Annotated in this window: 17 protein-coding genes; 3 read left to right on the forward strand and 14 right to left on the reverse strand. The window is 71.7% G+C overall.

Annotation, left to right across the window (positions count from 1 at the left end; genetic code table 11):
- Positions 1–13: 13 nt before the first annotated feature.
- Together ACZ4A5_RS20525 and ACZ4A5_RS20530 are read right to left on the reverse strand one after the other, a co-directional pair.
- Positions 14–997, reverse strand: a complete 984-nt coding sequence (locus ACZ4A5_RS20525) for an asparaginase (RefSeq protein WP_467585763.1) — start codon at positions 995–997, stop codon at positions 14–16.
- A gap of 43 nt (positions 998–1040) precedes the next feature.
- Complete coding sequence (locus tag ACZ4A5_RS20530; protein ID WP_467585766.1) at positions 1041–1631, reverse strand: RsiG family protein; 591 nt, start codon at positions 1629–1631, stop codon at positions 1041–1043.
- A 148-nt stretch (positions 1632–1779) separates the two neighbouring features.
- Here ACZ4A5_RS20530 and dtd point away from each other — a divergent pair, with 148 nt between their 5' ends.
- On the forward strand, positions 1780–2205 hold the full coding sequence (dtd, locus tag ACZ4A5_RS20535; protein WP_467585769.1) for a D-aminoacyl-tRNA deacylase: 426 nt from the start codon (positions 1780–1782) through the stop codon (positions 2203–2205).
- 161 nt (positions 2206–2366) lie between these two features.
- Here the strand turns inward: dtd and ygfZ are convergent, their stop codons facing one another.
- From ygfZ to ACZ4A5_RS20565, 6 genes are all read right to left on the reverse strand, one after another.
- Positions 2367–3350, reverse strand: coding sequence for a CAF17-like 4Fe-4S cluster assembly/insertion protein YgfZ (gene ygfZ, locus ACZ4A5_RS20540; protein ID WP_467585772.1), 984 nt, complete (start codon positions 3348–3350; stop codon positions 2367–2369).
- A 10-nt stretch (positions 3351–3360) separates the two neighbouring features.
- Positions 3361–3798: a Fur family transcriptional regulator gene (locus tag ACZ4A5_RS20545; protein WP_467585775.1), complete on the reverse strand. Its 438-nt coding sequence runs from the start codon at positions 3796–3798 to the stop codon at positions 3361–3363.
- Positions 3799–3817: 19 nt separating this feature from the next.
- The gene (locus tag ACZ4A5_RS20550; RefSeq protein WP_467585778.1) at positions 3818–4834 is read right to left on the reverse strand and encodes an ABC transporter substrate-binding protein; all 1017 of its coding nucleotides are present in this window, start codon (positions 4832–4834) and stop codon (positions 3818–3820) included.
- Between the two features lie 11 nt (positions 4835–4845).
- Complete coding sequence (locus tag ACZ4A5_RS20555; RefSeq protein ID WP_467585781.1) at positions 4846–5619, reverse strand: ABC transporter ATP-binding protein; 774 nt, start codon at positions 5617–5619, stop codon at positions 4846–4848.
- A gap of 2 nt (positions 5620–5621) precedes the next feature.
- Entirely contained in the window at positions 5622–6707 is a 1086-nt protein-coding gene (locus tag ACZ4A5_RS20560; protein WP_467585784.1) for a FecCD family ABC transporter permease, read from the reverse strand.
- A 235-nt stretch (positions 6708–6942) separates the two neighbouring features.
- Positions 6943–7530, reverse strand: a complete 588-nt coding sequence (locus ACZ4A5_RS20565; protein WP_361532540.1) for a heme-binding beta-barrel domain-containing protein — start codon at positions 7528–7530, stop codon at positions 6943–6945.
- Between the two features lie 272 nt (positions 7531–7802).
- On the opposite strand from ACZ4A5_RS20565, the gene ACZ4A5_RS20570 reads away from it, so the two are divergent.
- Positions 7803–8171, forward strand: coding sequence for a DsrE family protein (locus ACZ4A5_RS20570; protein ID WP_467585788.1), 369 nt, complete (start codon positions 7803–7805; stop codon positions 8169–8171).
- A 251-nt stretch (positions 8172–8422) separates the two neighbouring features.
- On the opposite strand, the gene ACZ4A5_RS20575 is transcribed toward ACZ4A5_RS20570, so the two are convergent.
- From ACZ4A5_RS20575 to ACZ4A5_RS20600, 6 genes are all read right to left on the reverse strand, one after another.
- A complete protein-coding gene (locus ACZ4A5_RS20575; protein WP_398868225.1) occupies positions 8423–8680 on the reverse strand; it encodes a DUF3099 domain-containing protein in 258 nt (85 codons plus the stop codon).
- Between the two features lie 99 nt (positions 8681–8779).
- A complete protein-coding gene (locus ACZ4A5_RS20580; RefSeq protein WP_398868224.1) occupies positions 8780–9070 on the reverse strand; it encodes a DUF1416 domain-containing protein in 291 nt (96 codons plus the stop codon).
- 31 nt (positions 9071–9101) lie between these two features.
- Complete coding sequence (locus ACZ4A5_RS20585; RefSeq protein WP_467585792.1) at positions 9102–9938, reverse strand: sulfurtransferase; 837 nt, start codon at positions 9936–9938, stop codon at positions 9102–9104.
- Between the two features lie 604 nt (positions 9939–10542).
- Entirely contained in the window at positions 10543–11250 is a 708-nt protein-coding gene (locus tag ACZ4A5_RS20590; protein WP_467585795.1) for an LmeA family phospholipid-binding protein, read from the reverse strand.
- Between the two features lie 103 nt (positions 11251–11353).
- Positions 11354–12631: a hypothetical protein gene (locus ACZ4A5_RS20595; protein ID WP_467585798.1), complete on the reverse strand. Its 1278-nt coding sequence runs from the start codon at positions 12629–12631 to the stop codon at positions 11354–11356.
- Between the two features lie 10 nt (positions 12632–12641).
- Positions 12642–12917 carry a MoaD/ThiS family protein gene (locus tag ACZ4A5_RS20600; protein ID WP_467585905.1) on the reverse strand — a complete coding sequence of 92 codons (276 nt, stop codon included), beginning with the start codon at positions 12915–12917 and terminating at the stop codon, positions 12642–12644.
- Between the two features lie 146 nt (positions 12918–13063).
- On the opposite strand from ACZ4A5_RS20600, the gene ACZ4A5_RS20605 reads away from it, so the two are divergent.
- Positions 13064–14797 carry an ABC transporter ATP-binding protein gene (locus ACZ4A5_RS20605; protein ID WP_467585803.1) on the forward strand — a complete coding sequence of 578 codons (1734 nt, stop codon included), beginning with the start codon at positions 13064–13066 and terminating at the stop codon, positions 14795–14797.
- The last annotated feature ends 59 nt before the right edge of the window (positions 14798–14856 follow it).

The raw sequence follows: 14856 nt of genomic DNA on the forward strand, positions 1-14856 counted from the left end.
GCGACCCGTGGGATCAGAACGCCGCGCGGATCTCGCCCACCCGCACCGCCCCGCCAAGGAGAGGCACCGAAGACATCCGGGCGACCGCCGGCACGGACACGCCCAGCAAGGACAGCGCACGACCGAGCACCGGCCCCGTCGCCCGCAGCGCGCCGTCGTCGATTTTGAAGGCGAGGGCGCGGCCGTCGGGGAGGGCCACGGCCTGGACCGCTTCGGCGCCCATCTTGGAGAGGGCGCCGGGGACCTCGCGCATCAGCCACGTGTCGGCGCGGCGCGTGCCGGCGACGTACTCGGGGTGGGCGCGCATCGCGTCCGCGACCCGGCGTTCCGGGGTGCCCGGCTCGGCGAGGACGAAGGTGCGGAAGGCCCGCGCGAGGCCGGTGAGGGAGATCGCCATCAGGGGCGCGCCGCAGCCGTCCGTACCGACGTGGGCGACGCGCTCGCCGCTCGTCTCCTCCACGACCTGGAGGGCGAGCCGCTGGAGCGGGTGGTCGGCGGCGAGGTAGGAGGCGGTGTCCCAGCCGTTGACGGCGCACGCCGCGATCATGGCGGCGTGCTTGCCGGAGCAGTTCATGGTGACGCGGTCGCGGACGTGCCCGGCCGCGAGGTACGCCTCCGCCTCGACGGGGTCGAGGGGCAGGTCGGGCGGGGTCTGCAGGACGTCCTCGGCGAGGCCGAACTCCTTGAGCATCGTCCGCGCCAGCTCAAGGTGGAACGGTTCTCCGGAGTGGCTGGCCGCGGCCAGCGCCAGCCGCTCACCGGAGAGCTCGAGACCGGCCCGCAGCACGGCGGCCGCCTGCATCGGCTTGTTCGCGGAGCGCGGGTAGACGGGCGCGGTCACGTCGCCCAGCGCCAGCTCGACGCTGCCGTCGGCCGCCAGCACCACCAGCGAGCCGCGGTGGTGGCCCTCGACGAAGCCGGAACGTACGACCTCGGCGAGGACCGGGGATATGCCGGGGACGACGGCCGTGGCGGGGGAGTCAGTCGAGGAGGTCATCGTCGGCCTTCCGGGGGAGGTGGTGCGGACCGCCCCCGGTGGGTCACGAGAGGAGGTCGTCGACTTGCGCTTCTCCTTCACGGTACCTGCGGGCGATCTCCGCACTGCAATCGTCGGCCGTGCGCTGGAGGGCCTGGCGGCGTACGGACACCTGGCGCTCGTACGTCTCCAGGCGGCGCATGCCGCTCAGCAGCTCGGCGTCGGTGCGGGCGCCCAGATCGGAGAGCTCCACCTCGGCCAGCATGTCCTCGACGAGCCGCCGGGACTCCTCGCTGTGCGGGGTTCCCAGCGTCACATGGCGGGCGGAGGAGCGCTGGGTGGAGGGCCCGTCCGCGAGGATCTCCGACAGCCGCTCCACGACGAGCCGCGCCATGACCGGGGCACCCGGCGAGGCGCGCCGCGCCAGCTCGGCCCGCAGGATGTCGACGCGGCCCTGGAGGAGGCGCCGTACGTAGCTGAGATCCGCCTCGTCCCGCTGCGCGTCCCTGCGCAGCACGCGCAGCTCCGCCAGGCTCAGCTCGCGCAGCTCCCGCGCGGGGACGTCCGCCAGCCGGCCGGCGCGCTGGCTCGGCGGCCTCGGGTGCAGGCTGTCCGCTGTCTTGAGCATGGGACCGTCCTCGGTGGGTGTGGTCATGCGCTTTCCGTTCCCCTGGGGCGGCGCGCGTCCGGGGCACGTCGCCCGTACGAACACCGCCTGCACGCATCGTGCCACTGTGTGATGCCCGGGCGCAGGGTCTCTCCACCCGAACGGCCCTGGATGGACGCAGGGCATCATGGTCCGTATGCGTGCAGTGGTGCAGAGGGTGGACGGGGCGAGCGTCGTCGTCGACGGCGAGACCGTAGGCGAGATCATCGGACAGGGCCTGTGCGTGCTTGTCGGAGTGACGCATGAGGACACGGAGCAGAAGGCGGCGCAGCTCGCCCGCAAGCTGTGGTCGCTGCGGATCCTGTCCGACGAGAAGTCCTGTTCGGACGTGGGGGCGCCGCTGCTGGTGATCTCCCAGTTCACTCTCTACGGTGACGCGCGGAAGGGGCGGCGTCCTACGTGGAACGCGGCGGCGCCGGGTTCTGTGGCCGAGCCGCTCGTGGAGGCGGTCGTTTCCGAGCTCCGGGCGCTGGGGGCGCGGGTGGAGACGGGGCGCTTCGGGGCGGACATGAAGGTGTCGTTGACGAACGACGGCCCGTTCACGGTGCTTGTGGAGGTGTAGGGGTCTTTTCCCTCAATCGCCGGACGGGCTGAATTGCGCACCTGCATCAGCCAAATCAGCCCGTCCGGCGTTTGAGGACGCGGCCGCAGGCCGCTCCCGCCGCAGGCGGCAACGGAACCCGCACCCGGAAGCGCACCCGCACCCCCACCCCACGGCGAACCCTAAGGCTCCACCACCACCTCCTGCGAAGCAGCCGTCGCCTCGCCCACGAGCAGCCCCGCGTCCGTCGCGACGTTCCGCTTCACCAGTGCCAGAGCGATCGGCCCCAGCTCATGATGGCGCGCCGCCGTCGTGATGAAGCCGAGCTGGCGCCCCTCGGGGCCGTCCGAGGCCAGGCGGACGGGCGCGCCGTGTGCCGGGAGGGAGACCTCGCTGCCGTCCAGGTGCAGGAAGACCAGGCGGCGCGGCGGCTTCCCCAGGTTGTGGACGCGGGCGACCGTCTCCTGGCCGCGGTAGCAGCCCTTCTGGAGGTGGACGGCCGTGCCGATCCAGCCCAGCTCGTGCGGGATGGTGCGGTGGTCGGTCTCCAGGCCCAGGCGGGGGCGGTGGCCCTCGACGCGCAGCGCTTCGTACGCGAGCACGCCCGCCACCGGGCCGTGCGCGGCGGCGAATTCCGCCAGGCGCGCGCGCGGCAGGAAGAGATCACGGCCGTGCGCCGTCTCGCGCACCCGTACGCCCTCGGGGACCTCGGTGATCGAGCCCGCGGGGAGGTGGACGACGGCGAAGTCGTCCGTGCGGTCGGCGACCTCGACGCGGTAGAAGAACTTCATGCTCTCCAGATAGGCGATCAGGTCGCCCTGGGTGCCGGGCTCGACGTGCGCCCAGGTCGTCTCGCCGTCGTCCACCAGATAGAGCGCGTGCTCGATGTGGCCGTTGGCGGAGAGGACGAGCGCCTCCGTGGCCTGCCCGGCCGGGAGGTCGGTCACGTGCTGGGTGATGAGCAGGTGCAGCCAGCTCAGCCGGTCGGCGCCGGTGACGGTGACGACGCCGCGGTGCGAGAGGTCGACGAGACCGGACCCTCCGGCGAGCGCGCGCTGCTCGCGGAAGAGGTCGCCGTAGTGCGCGGCGACGCCCTCGTCGGGAGCCTCGGCGGCGACGGCGCCGGGCAGCGAGAGCAGCGGGCTGGCTTTCGAATGACGCAGCATGCGCACAAGCCTACGACCCGTCGGCGGGCGCCTTCGAGGAGCAGTCGGCGCACCGGCCGAAGATCGCGAAGTGCTTCATGTCGGTCTCGAAGCCGAAGGTCTCGCGCAGTCGCGCCGTGAACGGCTCGGCCACCGCGAGGTCGGCCTCGATCACGGTCGTGCAGTCGCGGCAGACGAGGTGTATGTGGTGGTGCCGGTCGGCGAGGTGGTAGGTCGGGGCGCCGTGCCCGAGGTGGGCGTGGCTGACCAGACCCAGCTCCTCCAGCAGCTCCAGGGTCCGGTAGACCGTGGAGATGTTGACCCCGCCCGCCGTGCGCCGCACCTCGGTGAGGATGTCGTCCGGCGTCGCGTGCTCCAGCCGGTCGACCGCCTCCAGGACGAGCTGGCGCTGCGGCGTCAGCCGGTAGCCGCGCTTACGGAGGTTGCTCTGCCAGTCGGTGTCCACCACGCCACCAGTCTAGGCAGCGTCAGACGCCGCGGACCCCCTTGAGGAAGCCGGCGAGCGCCGCGATGGCCGCGGGGTTGCGGGGGCTCTCGACGAGGTCGACGTAGTCGAGGACGAAGATGCGGTCGTTCTTGACGGCGGAGACGTTCGCCAGCGGGCCGTAGGACTTCAGGAAGCGCTTCTTCTGCTCCGCGCTCACGTCCCCGTAGTTGTTGATCACGATGACGTCGGGGTCGCGGTCCACGACCGTCTCCCAGCTGACCTGGGTCCAGGAGTCCTTGAGGTCCTTCATCACATGGTCGCCGCCGGCCTTGGTGATGATGTCGTGCGGGCCGGCGTAGGCGCCCGCGGTGGTGGGCTTGTCCTGGCCGCTGTCGTAGAGGAAGACCTTGGGCTTCGGGGCGTCCGCCGCGACCCGCGCCTGCGCGTCGGCGACCTGCTTCCTGAAGCCGGCGGTCAGCTCGCGGGCCCGGTCCTCCACGTCGAAGATCTTGCCCAGCGCCGCCAGGTCGGCGTAGAGCGCCTCCAGCGGTGGCATCACGCCGCGCGAGCTGCCCGTGCCGTTGTGGCAGGACTCGGTCAGGACATACGAGCCGACGCCGAGCTTCTTCAGGGCGGCCGGGGTGAAGCCGTTGCCCTCGCCGAAGCCGTAGTTCCAGCCCGCGAAGACGAGATCGGCCTTGGCGTCCAGGACGAGTTCCTTGGTGATCTCTTTCTTGGACAGCCACTTCACCTTCTCGTAGCCGTCCTTCCACGGTACGGACTGGCGGTCGCCCTTGTAGTCGGGCGCCACATAGCCCGCCATGTGGTCCTCCAGGCCGAGGGCGAACATGATCTCCGCGATGCCGACGTCGTTGGTGACCACCCGCTGCGGGGCCTTGTCGTACGTCGTCCTCACCCCGCAGTTCTCCACGGTCACGGGGTAGTGGCCGGAGGCCTTCGCCCCGGCGGGGGAGTCCGGGGAATCCGGCACCTTCGCTCCGCAGCCCGCGAGGGCCAGTGCGGCGAGCAGGGCGACGGCGGTGCGCAGAGCACGCATGGGGCGGGTCCTTACGGGGTCGGGAGGCGGTCGAAGAGCAGGCGCGTGGCGCCGGACTCGGGGTGCGGCACGCGGTGGGCCCGTACGCCGAAGACGTCGGCGAGCAGCTCGGCGGTGAGCACCTCGTCCGGCGGGCCGGAGGCGACGATGCGGCCGCCCGCGATGACGTACAGCGCGTCGCAGTGCGTGGCGGCCAGGTTCAGGTCGTGCAGCGCGGCCAGGACCGTCAGCCCCGCGCCGCGCACGAGCGAGAGGACCTCCAGCTGCTGGGCGATGTCCAGGTGGTTGGTGGGCTCGTCCAGGACCAGCACCTCCGGCTGCTGGGCCAGGGCGCGGGCGATCAGCACACGCTGCTTCTCGCCGCCGGACAGGGTGGGGAAGGCGCGCGCGGCGAGGTGGCTCGCGCCCACCCGCTCCAGGGCCGCCGCGCACACCGCGCCGTCCTCGGCGGTGGCCCGCGCGGCGGCGCCCTGGTGGGGCAGCCGGCCCATCGCGACGATCTCCGCGACGGTGAAGTCGAACTCGCTCGCCGACTCCTGCGGCAGCGCCGCCAGCCGCCGGGCGCCCTCGCGGGCGGTCAGCGCGTGCAGGTCGTCGCCGTCCAGCCGTACGGTGCCGGTGGCCGGGCGCAGCGCGCGGTAGACGCAGCGCAGCAGGGTGGACTTGCCGCTGCCGTTCGGGCCGATCAGGCCCACGAACTCCCCGGTCCCCGCCCGCAGCGCGATCTCCGCCACCAGGCGGGCGCCCGCGATCTCGACCGACAGGTCCTCGATGTCGACGCGCATGCTCAGGCCCCTCCGAAGCTGTAGCCGCGACGGCGCATGAGCAGCACGAAGCAGGGCACGCCGATGATCGCGGTGATGACGCCGACCGGCAGCTCCACGGGCGCCAGCAGCAGCCGGGAGACGATGTCGACCCACACCAGCAGCACCGCGCCCAGCAGCGGGGCCACGGCCAGCACCCGGCGGTGGTCGGCGCCGACGAGCATGCGGGTGATGTGCGGGACCATCAGGCCGACGAAACCGATCGCCCCACTGACGGCGACGACGGCGCCGGTGACGGCGGCCGCCACGACGAACAGCTCGCGGCGCAGCCGGTCGGGGGCGACGCCGAGCGCGGCGGCCGTCTCGTCGCCCATGGCCAGGGCGTTGAGGCCGCGCGCCGTCCACAGCAGATACCCGAGCCCGGCCAGCACGACCGCGGCCGCGATCGGCACGGACGCCCAGGTGGCCCCCGCCAGGCTGCCGAGCAGCCACATCATGGCCGAGCGGGCGGCCTCGCCGCGGTCGGCGCTGAAGACCATCAGGGTGGTGACGGCCGAGAAGCCGTAGTACATCGCGGAGCCGGTCAGCACCAGCCTCAGCGGCGTCAGGCCCTGCGGGGTGCGGGCGGCGAGATAGACGAGCACCATCGCGGCGAGCGCCGAGGCGAAGGCGGCGCTCGACAGCGCCCAGACGCCCAGGGAGCCCAGCGCCCCGAAGAGCAGCACGGCGTTGGCGCCGACGGCCGCGCCCGAGGAGATGCCGAGGACGAAGGGATCGGCGAGCGCGTTGCGGACCATGGCCTGCACGGCCACGCCCACGGAGGCCAGACCCGCGCCGACGACGGCGGCCAGCAGGGCGCGCGGGAAGCGCAGCTCCCACACGATGGTGTAGGCGGAGACCTCGTCCGGCGCGATGGTCCCGCCGGTCAGCCCGGCCCGCAGGAAGCGGAACGTCTCGCCCCAGGTGATCCCGGCCGCGCCGAGGCCGACCGCGCACACGAGGGAGACCAGCAGGGCCACGCCCAGCCCGGCCAGCAGGGGCGGCAGCGGTGGCCGCCGGGGTGGCGGCGGTGCGCCGGTGGTCACGGTGGGCTGGAGCGTGGTCGCCACGGGGGTACGCCTTCGGCTCGGGCCGCGTCGTACGTACCAAGGAGCGGCCCGGGGCGAGGGGTGCGCCCGGGTGTCCCCTCGCAGTCCACGGCGAGTTGTCAGGAGCTGACGCCGCCGCGGGTGATCGGGCTCGCGGAAGGCCCCAGGGGGACCTTCCGCCTACCGTTGCGGGTCAGCGCCGGACTTCGACCGGACTTCCCCCGCGGGGCGCTTCTTCGAGTCGTACGGGTGGTGCTCAGCCGGTGTAGGGCGTGCCGTCCTGGTTGAAGAAGGCGACGCCGTCCGGCATGTCGTCGGGCAGGCTCGCGGCCCACTCCTTGAGGTCGGCGACCTTCTTCAGGTGCGCCGACATGTAGGGGCGCAGCGGCACCTCGGGGGTGGCCTTCTCGCCGACCCACATCAGGTCGCCCTTGACGTAGCCGTAGAGACGCTTGCCGCCCGTGTACGGACCGGCGGCCGCGGTGCGGGCGACGGCGTCCGTCGCCAGGTCGATCTGCGGCTTCTGGTCGGCCAGCTCGCCGTACCAGACCTCGGCGACGCCCTGGTCGCGGATCATGACGATCTCGACCTTGCGGTCCTTGTCGATCCGCCAGTAGCCGCTCTCGGTCTCCAGCGGGCGGACCATCTTGCCCTCACCGTCGAGCACCCAGCTGTGCGACGTGTACTCCAGGAAGTCACGGCCGTCGTGCGTGAAGGTGACTTCCTGCCCGAAGTTGCACTTCTCGGAGCCGGGGAAGTCGGCGACGCCGGCACCCTCCCACTTGCCGAGGAGGAAGACGAGGGGCACGAGGTCCGGGTGGAGGTCGGACGGAATCTCGATCATGGGCTCAGACGATCTGTAGGAGACGGTGAGGGAGAGCGGTCAGCGGCCGTGGGTCAGCGCTGGCCCTGGTAGAGCTTCTTCCAGGTCAGCCCGGCGAAGGCGAGCACGCCGACGGCGACCAGCACGAGCAGGGTGGTGAAGACTGCCTCAAGCACGAGCGTGCTCCTCGGTCGGAGAGAGGGGGTACGGACCGCCCCCGAGTCTAGTCGGACGCGTCGGGAGCGGCTCTGTGAGGTGGGTGGCACGCGGTGGGACCCGCCTACAGTGATCGCATGGCGAAGAAGAAGCTTGTCCTCAAGGTCACGGCGGGCGCGGACGCGCCCGAGCGCTGCTCCCAGGCGTTCACGGTCGCGGCCGTCGCCGTGGCCAGTGGTGTCGAGGTCTCCCTGTGGCTCACCGGCGAGGCGTCGTGGTTCGCGCTCCCCGGCCGGGCGGCGGAGTTCTCCCTGCCGCACGCGGCGCCGCTGCCGGAACTGATCGAGGGGATCCGGGTGGGCGGTGGCCTCATCACGGTGTGCACGCAGTGCGCGGCGCGCCGCGACATCGAAGAGGGGGATCTGATCGAGGGGGCGCGGATCGCGGGGGCTCAGGTCTTCGTGGCGGAGGCGCTGGGGGATGACGTGCAGGCGTTGGTGTACTGAGTTGTTGTGAGGGCGGGGGGCTTTTTCCCCTGCCGCCAGGCCCCGCAACACGCTTCGCGCGTTGTCCTCAAACTCCCCCAGCTACCGCTGGGAGGTGCCCCCGGACGGAGTCTGGGGGAGGTAGCTGGGGGAGTCTGAGGACGCGGCCGCAGGCCGCTCCCGCCGCAGGCGGGAACGAAACCCGCGCTCGGGGGCCTGGGGCACGCGCCCCAGTTCGGGAAGGGGCGGGGCCGGGGAGAAGAAAACCCCGCCTAACGACGCCGCTTGCCGTCCAGCTCGTCCCACCACTCATCAGACTTCGGGTCGCCCGACGGATCGTCCCACCAGCGATCATCCGGCCCGTGCCGGTTCGCGACGATCGCCGCGACCGGGGGGATGACCATGGCGAAGAGGCACATGCCCACCGCGGCCGGTACGGACCACAGCCGCACCACGCCCCAGGCCAGGACGAACATGCCGATGCACGTCCCCATCATGGCGAAGTACCAGTGCCGGCGCCGCGCGTACATACCCCCACCGTACGACCGGACCCCGCACGGCGCGAAGGGCCGCACCCCCCATCATGGCGTCCAACCCCGGGGTGCGGCCCTCCGGCCGATCGCGAGCCGTCAGACGGCGATGGCGACCTCCGCGAGGGCGCCCTTCTCGGCGACGACGACCTTGCGGTCGGCGGTCGCCCCGGGCACCAGCGCGCGCAGCGTCCACGTGCCCTCGGCGGCGTAGAACCGGAACTGACCGGTCGCGGACGTCGGGACCTCGGCGGTGAACTCGCCGTTGCTGTCCAGGAGTCGGACGTAGCCGGTGACGGGCTGTCCGTCGCGGGTCACGGAGCCCTGGATGGTGGTCTCACCGGGCTTGGCGGTCGACGCGTCGGGGCCGCCGGCCTTTGCTCCACACATAAGCGTTCCTTGAGGGGAGGGAGGGGAAGGGTCAGTTGGCGCCGAGCTCGATCGGCACGCCGACGAGGGAGCCGTACTCGGTCCAGGAACCGTCGTAGTTACGGACGTTCCGCTGGCCCAGCAGCTCGTGCAGCACGAACCACGTGTGCGCGGAGCGCTCACCGATGCGGCAGTAGGCGATGGTGTCCTTGGACAGATCGACGCCGGCGGCCTCGTAGATCGCCTTGAGCTCGTCGTCCGACTTGAACGTGCCGTCGTCGTTGGCGGACTTCGACCACGGGATGTTGCGCGCGGTCGGGATGTGGCCGGGGCGCTGCGACTGTTCCTGCGGGAGGTGCGCCGGGGCGAGCAGCTTGCCGCTGAACTCGTCGGGGGAGCGGACGTCGACGAGGTTGAGCGTGCCGATGGCCGCCACCGCGTCGTCGCGGAACGCGCGGATCGAGGTGTCCTGCGGCTGCGCCCGGTACTCCGTACGCGCCCGCTGCGGCACCTCGGCCACGAGGTCGCGGGAGTCGAGCTCCCACTTCTTGCGGCCGCCGTCGAGGAGCTTCACGTCCTGGTGGCCGTAGAGCTTGAAGTACCAATACGCGTACGCCGCGAACCAGTTGTTGTTGCCGCCGTAGAGGACGACGGTGTCGTCGACCGCGATGCCCTTCTCCGACAGCAGCTTCTCGAAGCCGGCCTGGTCGACGAAGTCGCGGCGCACGGGGTCCTGGAGGTCGGTCTTCCAGTCGATCCGGACCGCGTTCCTGATGTGGTTCTTGTCGTAGGCCGAGGTGTCCTCGTCGACCTCGACGATGACGGTCTTCGGGTCGTCGATCCGGGCCTGTACCCAGTCGGCGTCCACCAGGACGTCACTGCGGCTCATGCTGTTCTCCTCCGGGGCAGTTGCAAGTGTGCGCGGTGAGCTCCCGGCTTCGGCGAGGGGAGCGTGCGGTGCCGCGCAGCGGTTGGTGCGGTGGCCTCGACGGGCCGAGGGGGAACGAGCGCGGGGCGGGCGGCGGCGTTGGAGTGTGCCGGGCGCGCGCCCCCGTCAGACATCGCGACAGAGCATGGCGGCGACGCGGCACAGGTCGACTGCCCGCCGCTTCGTGAGGTCCGCCTGTCGCTTCATGGGTCGATCGTAGGGAGGGGTGGGTGGGCGTGTCACCGGTGTGTTGAATACTGAGACAGATTCTTCCGCGATGTGGGATGGCGCTCTTCGGTTGAGCGCTTGGAAGGGGGCAGGTGGGATTGAGGGTGCGGGGAATCCTGGCGTACGGACGCGGCTGTCTCGCAGGGTGGATTTCCCGGGGCGGGTCGTTTTCGGGGCACGCCCGTCGTTTCTTTTCAGCCCGTCCGGCGTTTGAGGACGCGGCCGCAGGCCGCTCCCGCCGCAGGCGGCAGCGGACCCGCGCTCGGGGGCCTGGGGCACGCGCCCCAGTTTCGGGAAGGGGCGGGTAGGGGAAAAGCCCGCCGCAGGCGCCCCCCGGTCAGCCCGCCAAGTTCACATGCGACCCCGTCAACGTGATGTCCACGCCGTCCTGAGTCGTCACGACCTTGTCCAACTTGATCCCCCGCGGCAGCCCACTGATCTTCCGATCAAAATCGATCTTCTGCCGAATCAGCTGCTCCAGGCCAGGAAACCCCTGAGCCGGAATCGACTCCGCCCGCACACTGATCGTGTCGCCCCCGGACACCGAGACCGTTGATTCGACGCTGCGCTCGATGCTCTGGCCCATGGCCGAGATCTTGCCGGTGACCTTCACCTGGCTCTTGCCCGCCGCGTTCGTGCCGCCGTAGCCGACCGTCACGGCCGGGTCGTTCACGGCCTTGGTGAGGTCGGCGTACGAGATGTGGGCGGTGCCCGTCGCGCGGTCGGCGACGGCGGAGGAGAAGCTGCTGTTGATCTTCACGTCCTGGAGCTTCGCGTTGAAGCCGGTGACGCGGACCGACTTCTCGCCGTCCCCGGCGGTCACGCCGTCGAGCTTGACGTCGACCTCGTCGAGGGAGGAGCTCGCGATCTGGGTGAGGAAGGGGAAGCCCTTGATGGATACGTCGGGGGTGCCCGAGAGATTCTGCGAGCTGCGTATCTTCTCGGCGGCCTGGTCCTCGGCGAAATAGACCGCGACGCGGTCGGCGCCCACGAACAGGGCCCCCAGGACGACGGCGATGATCAGGGTTATTCGTAGCGCGCGCATCGGTTTCTCTCGCTCCCCCTGGTAAAAGGTCAGGCCCCCTGCCTGTGCAGGGAGCCTAACCGGACGGTGCGGAAAACCGGCGAATCCGCTGATCAGCGGACGATCAGCCGAGGGCCCGGCCCAGCACGTAGACGGCCGGGGCGGCCGCCGCCAGCGGGAGCGCGACGCCCGCCGTCATGTGCACGAAGCGGGACGGGTAGTCGTAGCTCGCCGCGCGCAGGCCGGCCAGCGCGCAGACGCCCGCGGCCAGGGCGAGCAGCGCCGCGGAGGTCCCGAAGCCGGTCAGCTGACCGGTCGCGACGCCCGAGCCCGCGGCCGCGATCAGGGCGACGACGGGTGAGGCGACCGACGGCAGGGGCAGCGCGCGGGCCAGTGCCGTCACCGCCACCGCGACCGCGCCGATCACGACGGCGTCGGAGGTCGTGGCGGCCAGGTGCCCGGCCGCGACCACCGTGAGGGCGGCCGAGGCGCCGGCGACCATCAGGCCGTACAGCCGCTCGTCGGGCGCGGCGTTGCTGCGCAGCTGGAGCACCAGCGTCAGCAGCACCCACACGCCGAGCGTGCCCATGAGCACGGTCGGCGCCTGGTCGGCGTCCGTGGCCAGCAGCCCGATGTCCGCGGCCAGACCGCCGAGGAAGGCGAGCGCGATGCCCTGCCGGGCCGGCCACATGCCGTTGAGCCGGAACCAGCCCGCCGCCGTCACCGCCTGGAGCAGCGCCACCGGCACGGCCAGCGCGACATGCCCGAGCGGCGCGGCCGCCGCGAGCAGACCCGCGAGCACGGTGGTCAGCACGGCGGGCTGGAAGCCCGGCGCGAGGATCTGCGGACGGCCCTCCGCCTTGGCCTTCTCGGCGGCGGTCATCGGCCGCTCCGGAGCGGCGGGCGCCGCCGGCACCCGCGGGGAAGCGGCGGGCTGCGCCTCAGGCTGGGCGGAGGGCTGCTCGGCCGGCATCTGCCCGAAGCCGTCCGCCTCCGGCACCGCCGCGCGGCCGTGGCCCGCGAACGCGCCGTCCTGCGCGGGCTCGCCGGCCCACGAAGCGCCGTAGCCCTGATCCGCCGCCGAGGGCGCGACCGGCTGCTGCCACGTCTGCGTGTCCCAGGTCGGGGTCTGCCAGGTCTGCGTCACGGGCTCCTGCTGCCCGTAGCCCTGCTGCCCGCCCTGCGTCGTGGGCCACGCCGAGGGGTTCTGCGGCTGCTGGGGCTGTTGCTGCTGCGGCTGCGGCTGCGGCTGCGCGTACGGGTCGTACGGCTGATAGGCGTCGTAGCCCGGCTGGGCCGGAGGCTGTACGCCCTGCTGGTCGTAGGGACCGTACGGTTCACGTGGTTCGTACGGTTCGTAGGGCTCTCGGTGCCCGTATCCGTTGTGCGGCTGATTGCTCATCGTGCCGGGGTCACCCTCCTGCGAAGGGCGGGAGCACCTCGACGGTGCCGCCCTCGGCCAGTTGGACGGTCGTGTGGTCGCGCGTGCCGACCGGGTCGCCGTCCACGAGGAACGAGCAGCGCTGGAGCACCCGGGCGAATTCGGGGCGCTCGGAGTGGCGCCGCCGGGCCGCGTCCAGCGCGTCCGCGAGGGTGCGCGCCGCGTACGGCTCCTCGGCCGTGCCCGCGGCGGCCTTCGCCGCGGCCCAGTAGCGGATCGTGCCCGCCGGCCCCGGCTGCCTCGGCAGCTCCACCGGCCGTGCCGGTTGTGTCGTCGCCACGGCGACCCCTTTCCTTCATGTGCGGCTCCCATGATGACGGGTGTATGCGGAGTCACGACGCCCACCTGCAAAACGGGAAGCCGTGTGGCGGGGGCCTCACATAGGCTGCATGTGTGTTGGTACGACTTACGCGGGCGTATCTGAGGCCCTACTCCAAACCCATCGCGCTGATCGTGCTCCTGCAGCTCGTCCAGACGCTCGCCACGCTCTACCTGCCCACCCTGAACGCGGACATCATCGACGGCGGTGTCGTCAAGGGTGACACGGGATACATCCTCCGCTATGGCGGCTGGATGCTCGGGGTGACCCTCGTCCAAGTCGTGTGCGCCGTGGGCGCCGTGTACTTCGGCGCGCGGACGTCCATGGCGCTGGGGCGCGACCTGCGCGCCGCCGTCTTCGACCGGGTGCAGTCCTTCTCGGCCCGCGAGGTGGGCCAGTTCGGCGCGCCCTCGCTGATCACCCGGACGACCAATGACGTCCAGCAGGTCCAGATGCTGGTCCTGATGGCGTTCACGCTGATGGTGTCCGCCCCGATCATGTGCGTCGGCGGCATCGTGATGGCGCTCAACCAGGACGTGCCGCTCTCCGCGCTGCTCCTGGTGATCGTCCCGATCCTCGGCATCATCGTGTCGCTGATCATCTGGCGGATGCGCCCGGTCTTCCGGGGCGTCCAGGAGCGCATCGACACGGTCAACCGCGTGCTGCGCGAGCAGATCACCGGCATCCGCGTCATCCGCGCCTTCGTCCGCGACACCCACGAGCGGCGGCGCTTCGGGGGTGCCAACACCGAGCTGATGGACGTCTCGCTCAAGGCCGGCCGGCTGATGTCGCTGATGTTCCCGTCGGTGATGCTGGTCGTGAACCTCTCCTCGATCGCCGTCCTGTGGTTCGGCGGCCACCGCATCGACGGCGGCCACATGGAGATCGGCGCGCTGACGGCCTTCCTCAGCTATCTGATGCAGATCCTGATGTCGGTCATGATGGCCACCTTCATGTTCATGATGGTGCCGCGCGCCGAGGTCTGTGCCGAGCGCGTCCAGGAGGTCCTCTCCACCGACTCCAGCGTCGTGCCCCCGGCCGCGCCCGTCACCCGGCTGCGCCGCTCGGGCCATCTGGAGCTCACCGGCGTGGAGTTCCGCTTCCCCGGCGCCGAGGAGCCCGTCCTCAAGGACGTCTCGCTGGTCGCCCGGCCCGGCGAGATCACCGCCGTGATCGGCTCCACCGGCAGCGGCAAGTCCACGCTGCTCGGCCTGGTGCCCCGGCTCTTCGACGCCACGGCGGGCACGGTCCTGGTCAACGGCGAGGATGTCCGCGAGATCGACCCCGTGCTGATCTCCGAGACCGTCGGCCTCGTCCCGCAGAAGCCCTATCTCTTCTCCGGCACCATCGCCTCCAACCTCCGCTACGGCAAGCCCGACGCGACCGACGAGGAGCTGTGGCACGCGCTGGAGACCGCGCAGGCCCGCGACTTCGTCGAGAGCATGGACCTCGGCCTGGAGGCGTCCATCGCCCAGGGCGGCTCCAACGTCTCCGGCGGCCAGCGCCAGCGCCTGGCCATCGCCCGCGCCCTGGTCCGCCGCCCGGAGATCTATCTCTTCGACGACTCCTTCTCCGCCCTCGACTACGCCACCGACGCGCGGCTGCGCGCCGCGCTGGCCCGCGAGACCGGGGACGCGACCGTCGTCATCGTCGCCCAGCGGGTGTCCACCATCCGCGACGCCGACCGCATCGTCGTCCTTGACGAGGGCCGGGTCGTCGGCACCGGCACCCACACCGAACTGATGGCGTCGAACGAGACCTACCGGGAGATCGTGCTCTCCCAGCTCACCGAGGAGGAGGCGGCGTGACGTCCCCGGAAAAGCCGGCGCGGCCGGGCCAGGAGGGCGGGCAGCCCGGCGAAGCGTCC

The sequence above is a fragment of the Streptomyces sp. NPDC025618 genome (assembly GCF_055558795.1).

What these genes read in the sequence shown, in the direction of transcription:
- ACZ4A5_RS20525 (WP_467585763.1), bottom strand. Translation starts at nt 997, where the DNA reads ATGACCTCCTCGACTGACTCCCCCGCCACGGCCGTCGTCCCCGGCATA.
- ACZ4A5_RS20530 (WP_467585766.1), bottom strand. Translation starts at nt 1,631, where the DNA reads ATGACCACACCCACCGAGGACGGTCCCATGCTCAAGACAGCGGACAGC.
- dtd (WP_467585769.1), top strand. Translation starts at nt 1,780, where the DNA reads ATGCGTGCAGTGGTGCAGAGGGTGGACGGGGCGAGCGTCGTCGTCGAC.
- ygfZ (WP_467585772.1), bottom strand. Translation starts at nt 3,350, where the DNA reads ATGCTGCGTCATTCGAAAGCCAGCCCGCTGCTCTCGCTGCCCGGCGCC.
- ACZ4A5_RS20550 (WP_467585778.1), bottom strand. Translation starts at nt 4,834, where the DNA reads ATGCGTGCTCTGCGCACCGCCGTCGCCCTGCTCGCCGCACTGGCCCTC.
- ACZ4A5_RS20555 (WP_467585781.1), bottom strand. Translation starts at nt 5,619, where the DNA reads ATGCGCGTCGACATCGAGGACCTGTCGGTCGAGATCGCGGGCGCCCGC.
- ACZ4A5_RS20565 (WP_361532540.1), bottom strand. Translation starts at nt 7,530, where the DNA reads ATGATCGAGATTCCGTCCGACCTCCACCCGGACCTCGTGCCCCTCGTC.
- ACZ4A5_RS20570 (WP_467585788.1), top strand. Translation starts at nt 7,803, where the DNA reads ATGGCGAAGAAGAAGCTTGTCCTCAAGGTCACGGCGGGCGCGGACGCG.
- ACZ4A5_RS20575 (WP_398868225.1), bottom strand. Translation starts at nt 8,680, where the DNA reads ATGTACGCGCGGCGCCGGCACTGGTACTTCGCCATGATGGGGACGTGC.
- ACZ4A5_RS20580 (WP_398868224.1), bottom strand. Translation starts at nt 9,070, where the DNA reads ATGTGTGGAGCAAAGGCCGGCGGCCCCGACGCGTCGACCGCCAAGCCC.
- ACZ4A5_RS20585 (WP_467585792.1), bottom strand. Translation starts at nt 9,938, where the DNA reads ATGAGCCGCAGTGACGTCCTGGTGGACGCCGACTGGGTACAGGCCCGG.
- ACZ4A5_RS20590 (WP_467585795.1), bottom strand. Translation starts at nt 11,250, where the DNA reads ATGCGCGCGCTACGAATAACCCTGATCATCGCCGTCGTCCTGGGGGCC.
- ACZ4A5_RS20595 (WP_467585798.1), bottom strand. Translation starts at nt 12,631, where the DNA reads ATGAGCAATCAGCCGCACAACGGATACGGGCACCGAGAGCCCTACGAA.